General features: G+C 64.3%; 15 protein-coding genes. 5 read left to right on the top strand and 10 right to left on the bottom strand.

Annotated features, from left to right (window positions below; all coding sequences use genetic code 11):
* Window positions 1-15: 15 nt before the first annotated feature.
* Window positions 16-993, bottom strand: a complete 978-nt coding sequence (locus BGP85_RS26355; RefSeq protein WP_085676826.1) for a thiamine pyrophosphate-dependent dehydrogenase E1 component subunit alpha — start codon at window positions 991-993, stop codon at window positions 16-18.
* A gap of 22 nt (window positions 994-1,015) precedes the next feature.
* Complete coding sequence (locus BGP85_RS26350; RefSeq protein WP_103445829.1) at window positions 1,016-2,071, bottom strand: NAD(+)/NADH kinase; 1,056 nt, start codon at window positions 2,069-2,071, stop codon at window positions 1,016-1,018.
* 279 nt (window positions 2,072-2,350) lie between these two features.
* On the opposite strand from BGP85_RS26350, the gene BGP85_RS26345 reads away from it, so the two are divergent.
* On the top strand, window positions 2,351-4,213 hold the full coding sequence (locus BGP85_RS26345) for a sigma-54-dependent Fis family transcriptional regulator (protein WP_103445828.1): 1,863 nt from the start codon (window positions 2,351-2,353) through the stop codon (window positions 4,211-4,213).
* 335 nt (window positions 4,214-4,548) lie between these two features.
* On the opposite strand, the gene accC is transcribed toward BGP85_RS26345, so the two are convergent.
* The 6 genes from accC to BGP85_RS26315 all read right to left on the bottom strand — a co-directional run bounded on the left by accC (window position 4,549) and on the right by BGP85_RS26315 (window position 12,484).
* Window positions 4,549-5,904, bottom strand: coding sequence for an acetyl-CoA carboxylase biotin carboxylase subunit (accC, locus tag BGP85_RS26340; protein WP_103445827.1), 1,356 nt, complete (start codon window positions 5,902-5,904; stop codon window positions 4,549-4,551).
* A 17-nt stretch (window positions 5,905-5,921) separates the two neighbouring features.
* Window positions 5,922-6,383 (bottom strand): acetyl-CoA carboxylase biotin carboxyl carrier protein, encoded by a 462-nt coding sequence (gene accB / locus BGP85_RS26335; protein ID WP_103445826.1) that lies wholly within the window; start codon window positions 6,381-6,383, stop codon window positions 5,922-5,924.
* Between the two features lie 100 nt (window positions 6,384-6,483).
* Complete coding sequence (aroQ, locus tag BGP85_RS26330) at window positions 6,484-6,936, bottom strand: type II 3-dehydroquinate dehydratase (protein WP_008093086.1); 453 nt, start codon at window positions 6,934-6,936, stop codon at window positions 6,484-6,486.
* Window positions 6,937-7,115: 179 nt separating this feature from the next.
* Window positions 7,116-8,894 carry a protein-disulfide reductase DsbD gene (locus BGP85_RS26325; RefSeq protein ID WP_103445825.1) on the bottom strand — a complete coding sequence of 593 codons (1,779 nt, stop codon included), beginning with the start codon at window positions 8,892-8,894 and terminating at the stop codon, window positions 7,116-7,118.
* 143 nt (window positions 8,895-9,037) lie between these two features.
* Window positions 9,038-10,885, bottom strand: a complete 1,848-nt coding sequence (locus tag BGP85_RS26320; protein ID WP_374755348.1) for a methyl-accepting chemotaxis protein — start codon at window positions 10,883-10,885, stop codon at window positions 9,038-9,040.
* A 219-nt stretch (window positions 10,886-11,104) separates the two neighbouring features.
* Window positions 11,105-12,484 carry a diguanylate cyclase gene (locus BGP85_RS26315; RefSeq protein WP_103445823.1) on the bottom strand — a complete coding sequence of 460 codons (1,380 nt, stop codon included), beginning with the start codon at window positions 12,482-12,484 and terminating at the stop codon, window positions 11,105-11,107.
* A 247-nt stretch (window positions 12,485-12,731) separates the two neighbouring features.
* On the opposite strand from BGP85_RS26315, the gene BGP85_RS26310 reads away from it, so the two are divergent.
* From BGP85_RS26310 to speA, 4 genes are all read left to right on the top strand, one after another.
* Entirely contained in the window at window positions 12,732-13,799 is a 1,068-nt protein-coding gene (locus BGP85_RS26310) for a DUF2333 family protein (RefSeq protein ID WP_103445822.1), read from the top strand.
* Between the two features lie 2 nt (window positions 13,800-13,801).
* Window positions 13,802-14,338: an NUDIX hydrolase gene (locus BGP85_RS26305; protein ID WP_103445821.1), complete on the top strand. Its 537-nt coding sequence runs from the start codon at window positions 13,802-13,804 to the stop codon at window positions 14,336-14,338.
* 217 nt (window positions 14,339-14,555) lie between these two features.
* Window positions 14,556-14,927 (top strand): translation initiation factor Sui1, encoded by a 372-nt coding sequence (locus BGP85_RS26300; protein ID WP_103445820.1) that lies wholly within the window; start codon window positions 14,556-14,558, stop codon window positions 14,925-14,927.
* Window positions 14,928-15,079: 152 nt separating this feature from the next.
* Window positions 15,080-16,993 (top strand): arginine decarboxylase, encoded by a 1,914-nt coding sequence (speA, locus tag BGP85_RS26295; protein WP_103445819.1) that lies wholly within the window; start codon window positions 15,080-15,082, stop codon window positions 16,991-16,993.
* A gap of 12 nt (window positions 16,994-17,005) precedes the next feature.
* Here the strand turns inward: speA and bla are convergent, their stop codons facing one another.
* The gene (gene bla / locus BGP85_RS26290) at window positions 17,006-17,875 is read right to left on the bottom strand and encodes a class A beta-lactamase (RefSeq protein WP_103445818.1); all 870 of its coding nucleotides are present in this window, start codon (window positions 17,873-17,875) and stop codon (window positions 17,006-17,008) included.
* Between the two features lie 148 nt (window positions 17,876-18,023).
* Window positions 18,024-19,361, bottom strand: a complete 1,338-nt coding sequence (locus BGP85_RS26285) for an MATE family efflux transporter (RefSeq protein ID WP_103445817.1) — start codon at window positions 19,359-19,361, stop codon at window positions 18,024-18,026.
* Window positions 19,362-19,460 lie beyond the last annotated feature (99 nt).

Here is a 19,460-nt window from a genome sequence, read left to right as displayed (position 1 = left end):
TCTTGTTGTCCGGGCTCAGGGGTAGCTGACGTAGACGTCGGTGAGCAGGTCGGCGGGCTGCGGCTTGGGATCGGATTTGGCGCGGCGCACGGCGTCTTCGATCAGATCGTCGACACGGGCGTCGATGGCGTCCAGTTGTGCCGCCTGCAACAGGCCGGCACGGGTGGTCTTGTTGCGGAACTGCAGCAGGCAGTCGCGGGATTCGCGCAGGTTCTTCACCTCGTCAGGGGCGCGGTAGGTCTGTGCGTCGCCTTCGAAGTGGCCGTAGTAGCGGCTCAGCTTGACCTCGATCAGCGACGGGCCTTGCCCGGAACGGGCGCGCTCGATGGCGGCGCCAGCGGCCTCGTGCACGGCAAAGAAGTCGAAGCCGTCGATGGTCACGCCTGGCATGCCGAAACCGGCGGCGCGGTCGGCGATGTGGTCGCAGGCCACCGACCAGGTCGAGGCGGTGGCTTCGGCGTAGCCGTTGTTCTCGGCGACGAAGATGCACGGCAGGTTCATGATCGAGGCCAGGTTCATCGCCTCGAACACCGCGCCTTCGTTGGAAGCGCCGTCACCGAAGAAGGCCACGGCCACGTTGTCATTGCCCTTGATCTTGGCCGCCAGGGCGGCGCCGGCCACCAGTGGCGCGCCGGCACCGACGATGCCGTTGGCACCGAGCATGCCTTTTTCCAGGTCGGCGATGTGCATCGAACCGCCCTTGCCGCCGCACACGCCGGTCTTCTTGCCATAGATCTCGGCCATCATGCCGTACACATCGACGCCCTTGGCGATGCAGTGGCCATGGCCGCGGTGGGTCGAGGCGATGCAATCGCTGTCGCGCAGGTGCGCCATGACCCCGGCGGCTGAGGCTTCTTCACCGGCATACAGGTGGACGAAGCCGGGTATTTCGCCGGTGGCGAACTCCACGTGCAGGCGTTCTTCGAAGGCGCGGATGGTGCGCATCACTTCATAGGCATGCAGCAATTGCTCTGAACTGAGGTGAGTGGACATCTTGTTGTTCTCCAGGGTTGTCTCAACACGGGGTTGCAGGGTGCAGCCGATGGCCGCGCGGGACGGCCAGCAGGTGATGACGGGCGGCATGTGCCAGCACGGCCTCGACGTCGACGGTTAACGGGCCTTGCAGGTCGAGGGTGATGGTCGGGGTGTCGTGTTCGGCGAACTCGATCTCGCGCTCGCCATCCAGGGCCAGGGTGCCGGCAGTGAGGCTCAGGCGATGGGCCACGCCCGGGCTGAGCGTGCCACTGGCGGTGATGCCACAGCCTTGCAGCAGGCCGGGGGCCAGTGGGGCGAGCAGGGCCTGTTCGGCACCGGGGTTGAGCCGTACCCAGGCGCCGTGGGGTTCTTGGCGGGCCACCGGTTGCCACAGCCCGCAGAGGGCGGACAGGCCAATGGCGTGGGGCTCGGCGAAGCAGGCGAAGATTTCGCTGAGGTCTTCGCTGCGGCTCAGTGCGCGAGCGCCGATGAAGCGTTGCGGCGACACCGCCACTTCGACCAGCGCCCATTCGCACAGCTGTTGCTGCGGTACCTTCACCAGCAGCCGCTTGTTGCGGCGCAGGCTGATACTGGCTGGTACCCGGCCGCCAGCGAGCAAGCCGCCAGCGAGGCCTGCGCTGGTGGCTTCGCGCAGTTCGGGGAAGGCGTTGTTGGTGCCGGTGGACAGGGTGAGCAGGGGCGTGTCCCCAGCCTCGGCCGCCACGGCCTTGTGCGTGCCGTCGCCGCCCAGCACGGCGATCATCGCCACGCCGCGTTCGACCATCTGCCGGGTGGCCAGGCGGGTGTCGCTGACAGTCTGGGTCAATGGCAGGTCGAGCAGCTCCAGGCGCGGCCAGTGCTGGTCCTGCGCCACGGGGCCGAGGCTGGCCTTGAGCACGGCGGCAGCAATACCGGTCATGTCGGTGGGCAGCAGCACCTCGGCGACGCCGGTGGCGCCAAACGCGGCGAGCAGGCGCTGGATGACCGAGGCCTTGTCGGTGCTGGAGTAGAGCCCGGCGTTGCTGGTCAGGCGACGCAGGTCGCGGCCGGAGGCAGGGTTGGCAATGATCCCGATGGTCGGGGCAGGCTGCGGCATGGCACACCTCGTGTTCTTGTTTGCCTAGGCTTGAGCAAGGTGGGTGCCAGTTTTCTTTGCGTGCCCTGCAAGGGCCGTTGCAGAGCGGTTAAATGGCTATCCGGCAAGACTGCGGTGGCCATTGCCTGAGACGCTGCGTGCCAGCATCGTCGGGCGTTTGCCGGGAGGCTGAGACGTTGCGTCTCAAGCTCACCGGTAATCACACAGCGCTTTGCGGGGCATGCCGACAAGCGCTTAATGGCCGCACAACGACAAGAACAAACAGGAACCGGAGGCCCCATGCTTGCCGCGAACTCCCGAGCCCATGTCGATTGCGTCAGCCGGGTGCTGAAGAACGCCGACCGCCTGCCCCAGGCGCCGGTGCCGCCGCTGATCCTCGATTCATGGCGCCGTTCCATGGAGCTGTACCGTCTTGACCCAGGGTCCCAGCAGGGGCCGCGCATCCTGTCCCAAACCCTGCTCAACGAATGCCGCGAACGCGCCGAACTGTTCCTGCGCATTGCCAGCGATGCCGTGGCTCGCCTGCATGCGCGGGTGCGCGGCGCCGACTATTGCGTGCTGCTGACCGATGCTTTGGGGCGCACCATCGATTACCGGGTCGAATCGGCCATCCGCAACGATTGCCGCAAGGCCGGCCTGTACCTGGGTACCTGCTGGTCCGAGGGCGAAGAGGGCACCTGTGGCGTGGCGGCGGTACTGACCAGCAAGGCGCCGGTCACGGTGCACAAGCGCGATCACTTTCGCGCCGCCTTCATCGGCCTGACCTGCACGGCGGCGCCGGTATTCGACCCACAGGGCGAACTGCTCGGCGTGCTGGATGTGTCGGCCCTGCAATCACCGGACGACCGCCGCAGCCAGCACCTGATCCTGCAACTGGTGGAGCAGACCGCGCGCGAGATCGAGAATGCCTTTTTCATGCATAGCGCCCAGGGCCACTGGGTGATGCGCGCCCATGGCACGCCGGGTTATGTGGAGAGCCAGCCCGACTACCTGCTGGCCTGGGATGCCGATGGCCGCCTGAAGGCGATCAACAGCCTGGCCCGCGAGCGCTTGCTGGCAAGGCACGGACGTTTGCCCGAACACATCGGTGAGCTGTTCGACATGGCCCAGCTGCGCCGCGCCAACGAGGCCTCGGCCCAGCGCCTGCCGGGTTGGGGCGGGTTGTATGGGCGAGTCAGCGCGCCCCAGTGGCGGAACCGGACGCAACCTTTGCAGCAAGCGCAGGATGCGCGCATCGAACAGCACTTGCGGTTGGCCACAAGGGTCAAGGATTGCAGCCTGGCAGTGCTGGTGCAGGGCGAGACCGGTGCCGGCAAGGAGGTCTTCGCGCGTCAGCTGCACCAACAGAGCCAGCGCCGTGAAGGGCCGTTCGTCACGCTGAACTGTGCAGCTATCCCCGAGAGCCTGATCGAGAGCGAGCTGTTCGGCTATGTCGCCGGGGCGTTTACCGGTGCGTCGAGCAAAGGCATGCAGGGGCTGTTGCAGCAGGCTGATGGCGGCACGTTGTTCCTCGACGAAATCGGTGACATGCCGCTGCACCTGCAGACCCGCCTGCTGCGGGTGCTGGCCGAAGGCGAAGTGGCGCCGCTGGGCGCTGCGCGGCGGGAGCGGGTGGATATCCAGGTGATCTGTGCGACCCACCGCGACCTGGCGGGGATGGTGAGGGAAGGGCGTTTCCGTGAGGACCTGTATTTCCGTCTGGCCAATGCCCGCTTTGAGTTGCCTCCGCTAAGGGAACGGGAGGATCGATTAGGTCTGATTCATCAGTTGCTGGCTGAGGAGGCCGAGGCTTGCGGGGTTGAGGTGGTGCTGGCCGACGATGCGTTACAGGCACTGCTGGTGTACCGCTGGCCGGGGAATTTGCGCCAGCTGCGGCAGGTGCTGCGGTATGCCTGTGCGGTCAATGAGGGCGGGCAAGTGTGCCTGGAGAACTTGCCGCAGGAGGTGCGGGGTGATGCCGTACCTGTGTCTGATGCCGGGGTATCGAGCCCGGCTCGGCAGTTGCTGCTCGATGCCCTGATCCGCCATCGCTGGAAACCGGCGGAAGCGGCGCGTGCTTTGGGGATATCGCGAGCGACCTTGTATCGGCGGGTGCATGAGCACCGGATCGAGATGCCGCGGATGAAGAGGGGATTGAGTTAGGGCTGACATGGGCTTGCCGCGACATTTCCGGCGCCTTTGAGACCGAGCGCCGCCCGCGCGGCGCATCGCGAGCTGCGCTCGCTCCTACGTTTGTTTCGGGCCAATTATTCCTGGAGGATTTGCGCGCGTACGCCTTGGTGCACGGCACACTATCGCGTCGTACCAACGAGGCGGTCGCGCGCATCTGCCACAGGCGTTACTGGCCAAAAGCAGACGTAGCAGCTCGCGATGCGCCGCGCGGGCGGCGCTCGATCTCACAGGCGCAAAATCCCTGAAGACGGACAACAAAAAACCCCGGAACAAGTCCGGGGTTTTGGTGCATCACGCTAACGCGATCACTCCTGGTTGGCCAGTTTGTGCTCGAGGTAGTGGATGTTCACGCCGCCTTTGCAGAAACCTTCATCACGCACCAGGTCGCGGTGCAGCGGGATGTTGGTCTTGATGCCGTCGACGACGATTTCGTCCAGGGCATTGCGCATGCGCGCCATGGCTTCATCGCGGTCCTTGCCGTAGGTGATCAGCTTGCCGATCAGCGAGTCGTAGTTCGGCGGAACCGAGTAGCCGCTGTACAGGTGCGAATCGACGCGTACGCCGTTGCCGCCCGGGGCGTGGAAGTGCTTCACCTTGCCTGGGCTCGGAATGAACTTCTTCGGGTCTTCGGCGTTGATCCGGCACTCCAGCGAGTGGCCACGGATGACCACGTCTTCCTGGCGGAACGACAGCTTGTTGCCAGCGGCGATGCTCAGCATCTCCTTGACGATGTCGATGCCAGTGACCATCTCCGACACCGGGTGCTCAACCTGCACGCGGGTGTTCATCTCGATGAAGTAGAAGCGGCCGTTCTCGTACAGGAACTCGAAAGTACCTGCACCACGGTAGCCGATCTCGATGCACGCATCGACGCAGCGCTTGTAGACTTCCTGGCGGGCCTTCTCGTCGATGCCCGGGGCCGGGGCTTCTTCCAGCACCTTCTGGTGGCGGCGCTGCAGCGAGCAGTCGCGGTCGCCCAGGTGGATGGCGTTGCCCTGGCCGTCGGACAGTACCTGAACTTCCACGTGACGTGGGTTGGTCAGGAACTTCTCCAGGTAGACCATCGGGTTGCCGAAGGCAGCACCGGCTTCGGTACGGGTGAGCTTGGCCGAGGAAATCAGGTCCTCTTCCTTGTGCACCACGCGCATGCCGCGACCACCACCGCCACCGGCGGCCTTGATGATCACCGGGTAGCCGACGTCACGAGCGATCGCCAGGGCGACCTCTTCGTCTTCCGGCAGCGGGCCATCGGAGCCTGGTACGGTTGGCACGCCCGACTTGATCATCGCGTCCTTGGCCGAAACCTTGTCGCCCATCAGGCGAATGGTGTCGGCTTTCGGGCCGATGAAGGCGAAACCGGACTTTTCCACCTGCTCGGCGAAATCGGCGTTTTCCGCGAGGAAGCCGTAACCCGGGTGGATCGCGGTGGCGCCGGTGACTTCGGCGGCAGCGATGATCGCCGGGATGTGCAGGTAGGAATCCTTGGACGATGCAGGGCCGATGCAGACCGACTCGTCTGCCAGGCCCAGGTGCATCAGTTCACGGTCGGCAGTGGAGTGCACGGCGACGGTCTTGATGCCCAGCTCTTTGCAGGCACGCAGGATCCGCAGGGCAATTTCCCCACGGTTGGCGATCAGGACTTTTTCGAGCTTCCCAGACATCGTTGGCTCTCCGCGATTCAAACGATGGTGAACAGCGGCTGGTCGAACTCAACCGGCTGGCCGTCTTCCACCAGGATGGCGTCGATGACACCGCCAACATCGGCTTCGATGTGGTTCATCATCTTCATGGCTTCGACGATGCACAGGGTGTCGCCTTTCTTCACGCTCTGGCCAACTTCAGCGAAGTTCGGCGAGGTCGGCGAAGGCTTGCGGTAGAAGGTACCGACCATTGGCGAACGGATCACGGTGCCTTTCAGGGCTGGCGCAGCAGCGGCTTCGGCGGCTGGCGCAGCGGCAGCGGCAACCGGAGCAGCGGCAGGCGCGGCAGCCATTGGTGCCGGTGCGTAGAACTGCTGGGCGGCCGGGGTCTTGCTGTGGCGGCTGATACGGACCGACTCTTCGCCTTCCTTGATCTCCAGCTCGTCGATGCCAGACTCTTCCAGCAGCTCGATCAGTTTCTTGACTTTACGGATATCCATTAATCATCAACTCCCAAAGGTTCGGTCAGGGGGCGAAATTTAAAAACGTATCTGAACGTTTCTCTCTAACCCCGGCCCACTGAGGCCAGGGTTTTCGTTATCAGGGCTGTGCGTTGGCAGCCAGTTGTTCCAGTGCAGACTCCAGAGCCAGACGATAACCGCTGGCGCCCAGGCCGCAGATCACTCCTACGGCAACATCGGAAAAGTAGGAGTGGTGACGGAACGGTTCGCGTTTGTGCACGTTGGACAGGTGCACTTCGATGAATGGGATGCTCACCGCGAGCAATGCGTCACGTAATGCGACGCTTGTATGGGTGAAAGCAGCCGGATTGATCAGGATGAAGTCCACACCCTCGTTGCGTGCGGCATGAATACGATCGATGAGTTCGTACTCGGCATTGCTCTGCAGGTACTGCAGATGGTGGCCGGCGGCGCGGGCGCGCTGCTCCAGGTCCTGGTTGATCTGGGCCAGGGTCACGGCGCCGTAGTGGCCCGGTTCGCGAGTCCCGAGCAGGTTCAGGTTGGGGCCGTGAAGCACCAGTAGGGTTGCCATCTGCGGATTCCTTGGATTTGTAGGGCAATTCGACACAGCGCGGCGAGTGTGCCGCAAAGCGACGGCAAGTGTCCAGTTCCCGGCAATAGCCAGCACGTTGCCCGAGGTTCGCGCGAAGTATGTGACCAAATAATGAAATCTGGTCACTCATTGGGGGAAATTTCCCGGCACGCGGGAAGTTATAGACCGAGTTTGCCGCGCACGCGCGTCAGAATCTGTGCAAATTCCCCGGCGTTTATCTCGCCAATCACCCGATCGGTGGTCATTTCGCTGCCGTTCGCCGCAAAGAACAACAGCGCTGGTGGCCCGAACAGCTGGTAGCGGTCGAGCAGCGTGCGTTGTTCGGCGCTGCTTTCGGTGATGTCGAATCGCAGCAGCTTGAAGGCCCTCAACTGCCCTTGAACCTGCGGTGCATTGAGCACTTCGTGTTCGATCACCTTGCAACTGATACACCAGTCGGCGTACCAGTCCAGCAGCACCGGTTGGCCGGCGGCCTTGGCTTGGGCCAGGGCGGCGTCCAGTGCGGCCGGGGTGGTGACGGTTTGCCAGGCATCTGCCTTGGCCACTGCACCGCTGACGGTTGCAGCGGCGGGGGGCGGCAGTGGGCGCAGCGGGTCACCTTGGCCACTGAGCGCGCCGTACCAGCAAGCCAGCGCATATACCAGCAGCGCCAAGCCCAACAATTGTGCCAAGCGCTGGCGTGGCGATTTGACCACGAACTCCAGGGCGCCGAGGAACAGCGCCACGCCAGCCGCCAGGAAACCGACCAGCAGCAAGGTCGCCGGCCCTGGCAGCACGCGGCTGAGCAGGCCGATGGCCAGGCCCAGCAGCAATACGCCGATGGCGTTTTTCACGGTGTTCAGCCAAGGGCCGCTCTTCGGCAACCAGGCGGCGCCCCCCGTGGCAATCAGCAGCAAAGGTGCGCCCATGCCCAGGCCCAGGGCGAACAGCTTGAGCGCACCGCCCACGGCATCGCCGCTGGCGCTGATGTACAGCAAGGCGCCGGCCAGTGGCGCCGACACACAGGGCGAGACCAGCAGGCTGGAGAGCACGCCGAGCACTGCCGCACCGAGCAGCGAGCCGCTGCGGGTGTGGTTGGCGACGTTGTTCAGGCGGTTGCTCAGGGCTTGCGGCAACTTGAGCTCGAACAGGCCGAACATGGCCAGGGCGAACACCACGAAGAACAGCGCGAAAGGCACCAGTACCCAGGCCGACTGCAGGCGTGCCTGCAGGTTCAGGCCGGCGCCGAACAGGCCCATCAGTGCGCCTAGCACGGCGAAGCTGGCCGCCATCGGCAGCACGTAGGCCAGCGACAGGGCCAGGCCGCGCAGGCCACCGACCTGGCCACGCAGGACCACGCCGGAGAGGATTGGCAGCATCGGCAGCACGCAAGGGGTGAAGGTCAGGCCGACCCCGGCGAGGAAGAACAGCAGCAGCGACTTCCAGCTCCAGCCCTGTTCGTTGCTGGCAGGCACGGCGGCACCTGCAGCGGGCGCTTCGCCATCGATGCTCAGGCGTTCGGTTTCCGGCGGGTAGCACAGGCCCTTGTCGGCGCAGCCCTGGTAACCCACCAGCAGGGTGAAGGCGCGGGCGTCGGTGCGTGGGATCTCGATGTCGAGCACGCCGTGGTACACCTCCACGTCGCCGAAGAACTCGTCGTGCTTGGCTTCGCCCTTTGGGATGTTCGGCGGGCCCAGGGCGATGTCGGCCGGTTCCGTGCGGAAGTGGAAGCGGTGGCGGTACAGGTAGTAGCCGTCGGTGGCGACGAAGCGCAGCTTGAGGGTCTGCGCGTCGGCCTGAACCAGGCTGAGCTTGAAGGCCTCGTGCACCGGCAGGAAGTCGGCATTGTTGGACAGCGAAGCGGCGCCGAGGGTGGCGCTGGGGCGGTTGTCGAGCAGGCCAGAGGCGAAAGCAGGGCTGGCCAGCAGCAGGAACAGCAGGAAAAACAGGCGGCGCATGGCGGACTCGCGAGGTGGAACGTGCCCGCATGATAACGGAGTTGGCGGTGGTTGAAAGTGACGGCGACACATGGCTCGAGTTATGTATTGCCTGTGCCGGCCTCTTCGCGGCTTTAGCTGCGAAGAGGCCGGCACAGAAGGGCTCAGACCCTGAAGGCCCGCACCGCCTTGCTTAGCTCCCCGCCCAGGCTCAGCAACTGTTCGCCTTGTTCGCGCCCTTCGCCAATGCGCTGCAGGTTGTCTTCACCCAGCTCATGTATCCGCTCACTGTGATCGCGAATCTCACTCACTGCACCACTCTGCTGCGCGGTGACATCGGCAATGCGCACCGCCGTATCGGCAATCGTGCGGATCGCGCTGACAATCTCGTCCAGCGCGCCATCGGCGGCCTGGGCCTGGTTGGCGGTGGCTTCGGCATGTTCCAGCTGGGTGCGCATCCCGGCCACCGATTCTCGCGCCGCCTGCTGCAGGCGGTCGATCAGCGCCTGGATTTCGCCGGTAGCCCCGGTAGTACGCTGCGCCAGTGAGCGCACCTCGTCGGCCACCACCGCGAAGCCACGGCCCATCTCACCGGCACGGGCGGCCTCGATGGCGGCATTCAACGCCAGCAGGTTGGTCTGTTCGGCGATGGAGCGAATCACCGTCAGCACCCCGCCGATGGTGGCCGACTCCTCGGCCAGCTGTTCGATCATGCGCGCGTTGCCCTGCACCTCGTCGACCAGCGCCCGAAGGCCTGAGAGGCTCTGGCCGATCACCGTCTGGCCCTGTTCTACCGCGCGGCCGGCATCGCGGCTGGCATCGGCGGCAGAGCTGGCGTCGCCGGCCACTTGCTGGATGGTGGCTTCCAGCTCGCCCAGCGCATCGCGAATCTGCCCGGTGTCGCCGGCCTGGCGCTCTGCGCCGTCGTGCAAGGCCGCGCTCATGCCGGCCAGGGCGTGGCTGCTGCCGGCGACCTGTTCGGCGTTGTGGCGAATGGTGCCGACCAGCTCCACCAGATACTGGCGCAAGCGGTTGAGCGACTCCTGGATATCGTGCAGTTCGCGGTTGGTCTTGCCCAGCGCGATAGGCGCGGCAAAGTCGCCTTCGGCCCAGCGCGACAGGGCCGGGGCCAGGCTGGTCAGGGTACGGGCCAGGCGCCGCTGCAAGGTGTCGATGAGCAGGGCGATCAGCAGGATCAGGCCGATCATCAGCCCCTGGATGATGCGCACTTCGCCAGCAATCTTCGCGTGCTGGCCGCGCACTTCCGGCTCCAGGCCGGCAATGGCCTGTTGCACAGCTTCCAGGCGTTGGTTGGTGCTGGCGGCCAAGGCGGTGCGGCGGTCGATCTGCTCGCGGGTGCGTTGCAGCTCGGCGGGGTAGCGGTTGAGCAGGCTTTGCAGCTCGCGCTTGAGGCCGACCGCCACGTCTTCCTGGTGTTCGTTGGCCTGGGACTCCAGGCCCATCATGGCGGCGAAGTCGTCGGCGTTGGATTCGGCGGCCCGGGTCACGCCCAGCAGCGGCAGGCCGTCGATGACTTGGGCCTGGGTGCGGATCAGCTGCAGTTCGCGCTCGACCTCGTCGGCCAGTTCAGCGCGGCCGCTGCTGACCAGTTTGTCCCGGGCCAGCGACAGCCGGCCCAGGTGCACGGTGGCGTCGAGCAATGGCAGCAGGTAATGGTTGGCTTCGCTGCTGCCGCTGTCGCGGGCATAGGCGGTCAACTGTTCGAAGTTGGCCCCCAGCTCGCGTTCGGCCTGCAGCAGCAAGGCTTGCGGGTCGCCGGCCAGCTTGCCGGCGGCGAGCAGTTCGTTGGCGGTGAAGGCCTGCAGGGTGTCCAGGCTCGGGCGCAGCTTGCCGGCGAGTTCTGGCGGCCAGTCGGTCAGCGAGGCTTCGAGCTGCTTGTTGGCCTCGACGGCCGCAGCATGGCGCAAGGCATCGCCACTGCCCAGGTAGGCCTGGATGTTGCGCGCCGTCTGGTTCTGGAACTGTTGCGACAGGCCCAGGTAGCGCTCCATCAACTGATAGGGCCGCTCCAGGGCACGTTGCGACCACCACAGGGTCGCACCCAGGGCGATACACACAGTCACCAGCAACAGGGTGTTGAAATTGGTCAGCCACTTCAGGCGCATAGCCGCGAACTTCCTGCAGGGGAGTCGAGAGATAAGCGCCTGAATTTATGGCGAATTTGTTACCAGGTGATGACGATGGTGGCGTTGAGCTATTGCGCTCGGCCGTTACGGCTCGACCCTGACCACGCAGTTACGCCCGGCATGCTTGGCCCGGTACAACGCCTCGTCCGCCGTACTGGCCATGCTCAGCGCATCCAGTTCATCGTCCAGTTGCACCACCCCGGCACTGAAGGTGCATTGCAGATCCTCTGGCTGCGCTGGGTAGAGAATCTCGGCAAAGCGCCGACGAATCTCGTCCAGTACCTTGTGCGCGGCTTTCAGCGGGGTGTTGGGCATGACGATGGCAAACTCCTCGCCACCATAGCGGCCAATGAAGTCGGTCTTGCGCAGGCGTTGCTTGAGGAACAGTGCCAGGCTCTTGATTACCCGGTCGCCCATGGGGTGGCCGTGGCGGTCGTTGATCTTCTTGAAATGGTCGATGTCGAGCATGGCGAAGCTCAGCGGTTGCTGCTCGCGGCGGGCACGGTAGCTGCAGTCTTCGAGCAGTTGCAGGATGTGGGTGTGGTTGTACAGCCCGGTCAGGCTGTCGCGGACCATGCGGGCCTTGAGGTGGCGGGCGCGGGCGGCGCGGTTGCGCACGGTGGTGATCAGGTGCCGCGAACGGATCGGCTTGGTCAGGAAATCATCGCCGCCTTCACTCATGGCATCGAGCTGCTTGTCCAGGTCGTCCTCGGCGGACAGGTAGATGATCGGCACGCTGACGTAACGGTCGTTGTGACGGATCACCTTGGCCAGCTCCGGGCCCGAGCACGTCGGCATGTACAGGTCGAGGATGATCAGGTCGGGCTGGAAGTCGGCCAGCTCTGCCATGGCGCGGATCGGGTCGTTCAGGCTGCGGGTCAGCATCCCGGCACTGGCCAGTACCCGTTCGGTATGCAAGGCCTGGGCACGTGAATCGTCGATGATCAGCACGCGCAAGGGGTCTTGCTGTGCGTTGCTGGTCATGGCTTCGAGCTTTTCCAGCAAGCTGGAGGCTTCCAGCGTACCGGTCAGAAATGCCTGGCCCCCGGCGCGTACCGCAGCGAGGCGTGTCGGCGTGTCGGCCTCGTGCAGGCTGAAGAACAGCAGCGGTATGGGTTGCGCCTGGCCCCGCTGTGCCAGCGTCGCCAACGGCAGGCCGGCACCGGGGCCGGCGAAGTCGACATCCATGACGATGGCGGCCGCAGGCTGCTCGGCCAGCGATGCCAGAAACGCACTGGCGCACGGCTGCGGCTGTGCGCTCAGGCCGAAGAACTCCAGCTGCTGGGCGAGGCGCTCGGCGCGCTCATGGTCGTGCAGCAGCAGGTAGACCGTTTTGCGCGCAGGTGGCAGCTCCAGCTGGTCGGGCAGGTCGCCGTGGCGCAGGCGCGTACGCGACAGGCGCTGCAACAGCTGTTCGAGCTCCTGCGAAAGGCGCTCCTGGCTCGGCTCCGCGGCTTGGGTCATGTCCTGGCTACTTGTTAGTGGGCTATGCAGGTTCGATGATGGCTGTATGCTAGCACCACTTTTTCCACCCGTATGTGCGCCGCATCAACAAAGGCTTGCGAACGAATATTCAGTTACTGACTCATTGGTCGCTTATGCGTACGGCGGTGTCTGCTTTATAGTGCTGCGACGCGGGCTTGCCGTGGCACCCTGGCGCAGGCCTGTGGTCCAAGCCCTTGAACCGTCGTGACTGATTAAGGACAAAGCCATGCTGGACTGGAAAAACCGCGAGGCCAAAGCCGAGCCCCGCGAGCGTGTCGATGGCCGCCGCGCCGCTGCCCGTAGCTATTTTGGCGGGCTCTGGAGCCGTGCCCTGGGGACCCTGATCGGGTTGTACCTGCTGGTGTGTCTGGGCCTTGGCTGGTACTGGAGCGAGGAGCCGGCGTTGTTCCCGGTGCAGCAGAATGCCCAGGCAGCCGCCGAGCGCAACGGCCAGCAGATGGTGGTGGGCTACACCACCATCGAAACCCTCAAGACCGTGGCCGGCACCCTGCTGAACAAGCCGGGCGGTTACATTTCCAACGACCGCTTCCCGCCTGGCCTGTGGATGGACAACATGCCGAGCTGGGAGTACGGCGTGCTGGTGCAGGTGCGTGACCTGTCCCGGGCCCTGCGCAAGGACTTCGCCCGTTCGCAATCGCAGTCCACCGAAGATGCCGACCTGGCCAAGGCCGAGCCGCGCTTCAACTTCGACAACAAGAGCTGGATCCTGCCGTCGAGCGAATCGGAGTTCGAAGAGGGCATCAAATCGCTGAGCCGCTACCAGGCGCGCCTGGCCGCTGGCGACAAGGGCGCCGCCTTCTATACCCGTGCCGACAACCTGAACAACTGGCTGGGTGACGTCGCCACCCGCCTGGGTTCGCTGTCGCAGCGCCTGTCGGCCAGTGTTGGCCGGGTCAAGCTCAACACTACCCTGAAGACCGAGTCGGTGGTTGCCGGCCAGGCGCCGCAGGTGGATGAAGAGCTGGTGGAAACCCCGTGGCTGCAGATCGACAACGTGTTCTACGAGGCCCGAGGCCAGGCGTGGGCGCTGTCGCACCTGTTGCGCGCCATCGAGGTCGACTTTGCCGATGTGCTGGCGAAGAAGAACGCCACGGTGAGCGTGCGCCAGATCATTCGTGAGCTGGAAGCCTCGCAGGAATCGCTGTGGAGCCCGATGGTGCTCAACGGCAGCGGCTTCGGCATATGGGCCAACCACTCGCTGGTCATGGCCAACTACATTTCCCGGGCCAACGCCGCAGTCATCGACCTGCGTCAGTTGCTGTCGCAGGGTTGAGCATGGCCATCAGCGCCAACGAGGCCGCCCACCGGGCGGCTTCCGACCGTGAGCTGGTTACCTGGGTGGACGACGCCGATCAGGTGCTCGGGGCGTTGCCCAGGGCCGAGCTGCGCGAGCGCGGCCTGATTGGTCGCTGCACGTTCATCCTGTTGTTCAACAGTGCCGGTGAGCTGTGTGTGCATCGGCGGGCCCTGAGCAAGGCGTTGTACCCGGGGTATTGGGACGTGGCGGCCGGCGGCATGGTGACGGCAGGGGAAGCGTATGACGACTCGGCTGCCCGCGAGCTGGCCGAGGAGCTAGGAATCGAAGGCGTCGAGCTGCGTTTCCATGAGCGGTTCTATTTCGATATGCCGGACAACCACCTGTGGTGCGCGGTGTATTCGGCGGTGTCGGATGCGCCACTGCGGTTGCAGCCGGAAGAGGTGATCGAGGCGACATTCATCAGCCTTGAGCAGGCCGAGCGGGAAAGCCTGACAAAGCCGTATTGCCCGGACTCGCTGGCCGCGTTGCAGCGCTACAAGGCCAGCCTGAAATAGAGCTGGGGCTGCAGAGCAGCCCCAAGGTCGCAAATCATTCGCAAAATGGCGCATTCCAGTACTTAGCAACAGCCTGATTTATCGTTACACTGCGCGCCCTTTTCGGGCTGCCGCAGGATCTTGCGGCAGTAGCGCCGCCCCTGCCAGAGTGGGGCTTCGCGGTCGGTCTCTGCCCCAGGGACTGACCAGTTTTTGTCCTCAGCACAGAGGAACAAAAGTGGCCAAGAAAGCTTCTTCCTTCGCCGCCCTTGGCGGTCTTGTTTACTCCACCGATGCCGGTCGGCATTGCCCCGACTGTGGCCAGCCGGTGGACGCCTGCACCTGCAAGCAGCAAGTCATCCCCGAAGGTGATGGCATCGCCCGTGTGCGTCGTGAAAGCAAAGGCCGTGGCGGCAAGACCGTGACTACCGTCACCGGCGTGCCGCTGGCGCTCGACCAGCTCAAGGAGCTGGCCACCACCCTCAAGCGCCGTTGCGGTACCGGCGGTGCGCTGAAGGATGGGGTCATCGAGATCCAGGGCGACCACGTCGAGCTGCTGATCGCCGAGCTGATCAAACAGGGCTTCAAGGCGAAAAAGTCCGGCGGCTGATGCGCCCCCGCGATTTTTTGCCCAACGCTTTCTAAACTCGTTCCCGTGACCCGGGTCTACCCCAGGGCACGGACGAATCGTCATTTTTGGCTTTTACACTGCGCCCGCCTCCTTGCGGGGCAGTGTCTTCGACTTATCTATAGGGGACTTGAATGTCCGTACGACGCACACGCAAAGACGATGGTAGCCAATGGACCGTGGCCGACAGCCGCAGTGTTTACGGCATCCGCCATTGGGGCGCTGGTTATTTCGCCATCAATGAAGCCGGGCGCGTCGAAGTGCGCCCCAACGGCCCCGGCAGCGCGCCGATCGACCTGTTCGAACAGGTCGACGAGCTGCGTCAGAGCGGTTTGTCACTACCGCTGCTGGTGCGCTTCCCCGACATCCTGCAGGACCGCGTACGCCAGCTGACCGGCGCTTTCGATGCCAACATCGCGCGCCTGGAATACCAGAGCCAGTACACCGCGCTGTACCCGATCAAGGTCAACCAGCAGGAAGCGGTGGTGGAAAACATCATCGCCACGCAGAACGTCTCGATCGGCCTCGAAGCTGGCTCCAAGCCTGAGCTGCTGGCCGTGCTGGCGCTGGCGCCGAAAGGCGGCACCATCGTCTGCAACGGCTACAAGGACCGCGAGTTCATCCGCCTGGCGCTGATGGGCCAGAAGCTCGGCCACAACGTGTTCATCGTCATCGAGAAAGAGTCGGAAGTGGCCCTGGTGATCGACGAGGCTGCCGATCTCAAGGTCAAGCCGCAGGTCGGCCTGCGCGTGCGCCTGTCGTCGCTGGCGTCGAGCAAGTGGGCCGACACCGGGGGCGAGAAGTCCAAGTTCGGTTTGTCCGCCGCCCAGCTGATCTCGGTGGTGCAGCGCTTCCGCGATGCCGGCCTGGACCAAGGCATCCGCCTGCTGCACTTCCACATGGGCTCGCAGATCGCCAACCTGGCCGACTACCAGCACGGTTTCAAGGAAGCCATTCGCTACTACGGCGAACTGCGTGCGTTGGGGCTACCAGTCGACCATATCGACGTCGGTGGTGGCCTGGGTGTGGACTACGACGGTACCCACTCGCGTAACGCCAGCTCGATCAACTACGACATGGACGACTACGCCGGCGTGGTGGTGGGCATGCTCAAGGAGTTCTGCGACGCGCAGGGCTTGCCGCATCCGCATATCTTCTCCGAGAGCGGCCGTTCGCTGACCGCGCACCACGCGATGCTGGTGATCCAGGTGACCGACGTCGAGAAGCACAACGACGACGTGCCGACCATCGAGAACAAGGAGGCCCTGCCGGAAACCGTGCAATGGCTGGTCGACCTGCTGGGCCCGACCGACATCGAAATGGTCACCGAAACCTACTGGCGCGCCACCCACTACATGGGTGACGTGGCGGCGCAGTACGCCGATGGCAAGATCAGCCTGGCCGAGAAGGCCCTGGCCGAGCAGTGCTACTTCGCCGTGTGCCGCCGCCTGCACAACTCGCTGAAAGCCCGCCAGCGCTCGCACCGCCAGGTGCTGGACGAGCTCAACGACAAGCTGGCCGACAAGTACATCTGCAACTTCTCGGTGTTCCAGAGCCTGCCGGACACCTGGGCCATCGGCCAGGTACTGCCGATCATCCCGCTGCACCGCCTGGACGAAGAACCTATGCGGCGTGCGGTGCTGCAGGACCTGACCTGCGACTCCGACGGCAAGATCAACCAGTACGTCGACGAGCAGAGCATCGAAACCAGCATGCCTGTGCATGCGGTCAACGAAGGCGAGGACTACCTGCTGGGCGTGTTCCTGGTCGGCGCCTACCAGGAAATCCTCGGTGACATGCACAACCTGTTCGGTGACACCGACTCGGTGAACATCTACCAGAATGCCGATGGCAGCGTGTACCACGCCGGTATCGAGACCCACGACACCATCGAAGACATGCTGCGTTACGTGCACCTGTCGCCGGAGGAGTTGATGACTCATTACCGTGACAAGGTGGCCAGCGCCAAGATCAGTGCGCGTGAGCGGACCCAGTTCCTGGATGCGCTGCGCCTTGGCCTCACCCGCTCCTCTTACTTGTCTTCGTGACCTGCAGCCGGGCTATGGTGCGACAGCCTTGACCATGGCCCGGCCGATTTCAGCGATCGCAGCGTTGCGCTCGTCCATGGATGCAGTGGTTTCAGTGAGGTAGATGGCCGCGACGATGGGAGCCCGTTGTGGTGGCCACATCACCGCCACGACGCCCCGTGTGCCAAAGCCACCACTTCCGGTCTTGTCGGCGATCCGCCAGTCACCAGGGATGCCGGCCCGCAGCAGTGGGCCGCCGACCTGATTGCTCATCAGCCACTCCGTCAGCTGCCTTCTCGGCTCATCCTTCAGTGCAGAGCCCAGTACCAGCGACTTCATTGTGCCTGCCATCGCCTTCGGTGTAGTCGTGTCACGCAGATCACCAGGTTGTCCCTCGTTCAAGCTTGGCTCATTGCGGTCCGATCGCGTGGTCTGGTCACCGATTTCCTGCAGGAAAGCGTTTACGGCTGCGGGGCCGCCCAATACCTCCAGCACACCATTGGCGGCCGCATTGTCACTGGTTTTCAGGGTGAAAGCGCACAGGTCGGAGGCTGCTACCTGTTTACCGACCAGGTTCTGTGTCACGGGGGAGTGAGGCAGGATGCTTTCCTGTTGAATCTGCCATGCCTTTTTCATCCTCACCTGGCCCTGCCGCAGCAAGGCCGAACACACCAGCAGCTTCACTGTGCTCGCCATCGGGAAGCGCTCATCGGCCCGGTGCTCCCACCCCAGGCCTGTGCCGGTGTCATGGATCGCATAGCCGATCCGCGCATCCAGCGCGTTCTCCAAACGAAGTGCCGTTTCCCGGATGGGGTCGTCCGCCGCAGATGCGTTGGATGACATCGCCACGATGGCAACTGCTGCAGCTCCGCTGATCCACTGCCTGATTCCACTGAGTTGCATCGGCCTTTCCCTGCTTAATGGAAGAGGCTGTGAAACTTAATGGGTCAGTACTTCTTTGTAAGTAGGATGCCGAGTTTAGATGTGTAGGGAAGATCCCTTTTGACCATAGGGGCAATCACCATCATGACTGCTCATGGGGGACTGAGGATCACTCGACCCATTTGCCTTGCCGGTACAAATGCAGGCCTGTCGCCCCCAGCGTCAGTGCCCGTAGAACCATGAAGCCGAGAAATGCCAGCCACAGTCCGTGGTTGCCAAGTTCAGTCGACAGCCAGCCGAGCGGTAGTGCGATCACGACCGACAACAGCATCGCATTACGCATTTCCCGCGCCCGGGTTGCGCCGATGAACAACCCGTCGAGCAGGTAACTCCACACCGCGATCAACGGCAGCAGCGCCAGGTACGGCAAGTACGGATAAGCCGCCGCTCGCACGCTCTCGATATTGGTCTGCAGGTCGATGAACAGGTGCCCGCCCAGCAGGAACAAGCCGGCAAACCCCAGGCTGGTGATCAGCGACCAACCGCAGGCCACCACCAGTGACCGGCGCAAGGTATCTCGATCCCGCGCACCAATGGCATGCCCGCACAGCGCCTCCACGGCATGCGCCAGGCCATCGAGGGCGTAGGCAGTAAGCAGCAGCCCGTTGAGCAGCAGGGCATTGGCCGCCACCGTGGCTTCGCCCAGGCGGGCACCCTGCACGGTGATCAGCAGGAACACCAGTTGCAGCGCCAGGCTGCGCAGGAAAATGTCACGGTTCACCGCCAGCAGCGGGCGCCAGGCCTGCCAACGCTTGAGGGCAGCCCAGGCGATCTGCCCGGGGTAGGCGCGCAGGGCCGGGCGGGTCAGGGCCAGGCCGAGCAACGCAGCGCTCCATTCGGCAATCACCGAGGCCCGTGCCGAACCCAGCACGCCCCAGTTCAGACCCAGTACGAACCACAGGTTGAGGGCGATGTTCAGCAGGTTGGTGGTCAGCAGAATCGCCAACGGCGCGCGTGCGTTCTGTGTGCCGAGGAACCAGCCGACCAGCGCATAGCTGGCCAGCGCGGCCGGCAGACCGAGCAGCCGGGTATGGAAGAAGTCTTCGGTGGATTGCTGCAACGCCTCGCTTGGTTGCATGGCGTGCAGCGCCAACTGGCTGAAGGGCAGGGCAAGCAGGCCAATGAGCAGGGCGAAGGCCACGGCCAGCAGCAGGCCCTGGACCAGTACCTGACGCAGGGCAGCGCCGTCTGTACGCCCGGCTGCCTGGGCGGCGAAACCGGTGGAGCCCATGCGCAGGAAACCCATCAGGCCGACCATGAAGGTGAACAGCGTCGCCCCCACGGCCACGGCGCCGAGCTGGTGGGCGTGGGGCAGGTGGCCGATCACGGTGCTGTCGACCAGCGCCACCAGCGGTACCGAGATGTTGGAGAGGATCATCGGCGCGGCCAGCGCCCAGACCTTGAGGTGGGTGGGGCGGTGTTGCCAGTCGGCGGACAGTTGCGACATTGCTATTCCTGAAGCTGCGGGGCGCAAAGCGTCCCCAGTATTTGGCTGGACACAGTGTACCGGCCAGGCAACCAATTCGCCCGAACAGGGTCTCACTTG

It is taken from the genome of Pseudomonas putida (genome assembly GCF_002906855.1).
Lineage (GTDB): Bacteria > Pseudomonadota > Gammaproteobacteria > Pseudomonadales > Pseudomonadaceae > Aquipseudomonas > Aquipseudomonas putida_N.
The sequence above is the reverse complement of the archived record's forward strand: the minus strand, read 5'-3'. Positions and strand labels throughout refer to the sequence as shown.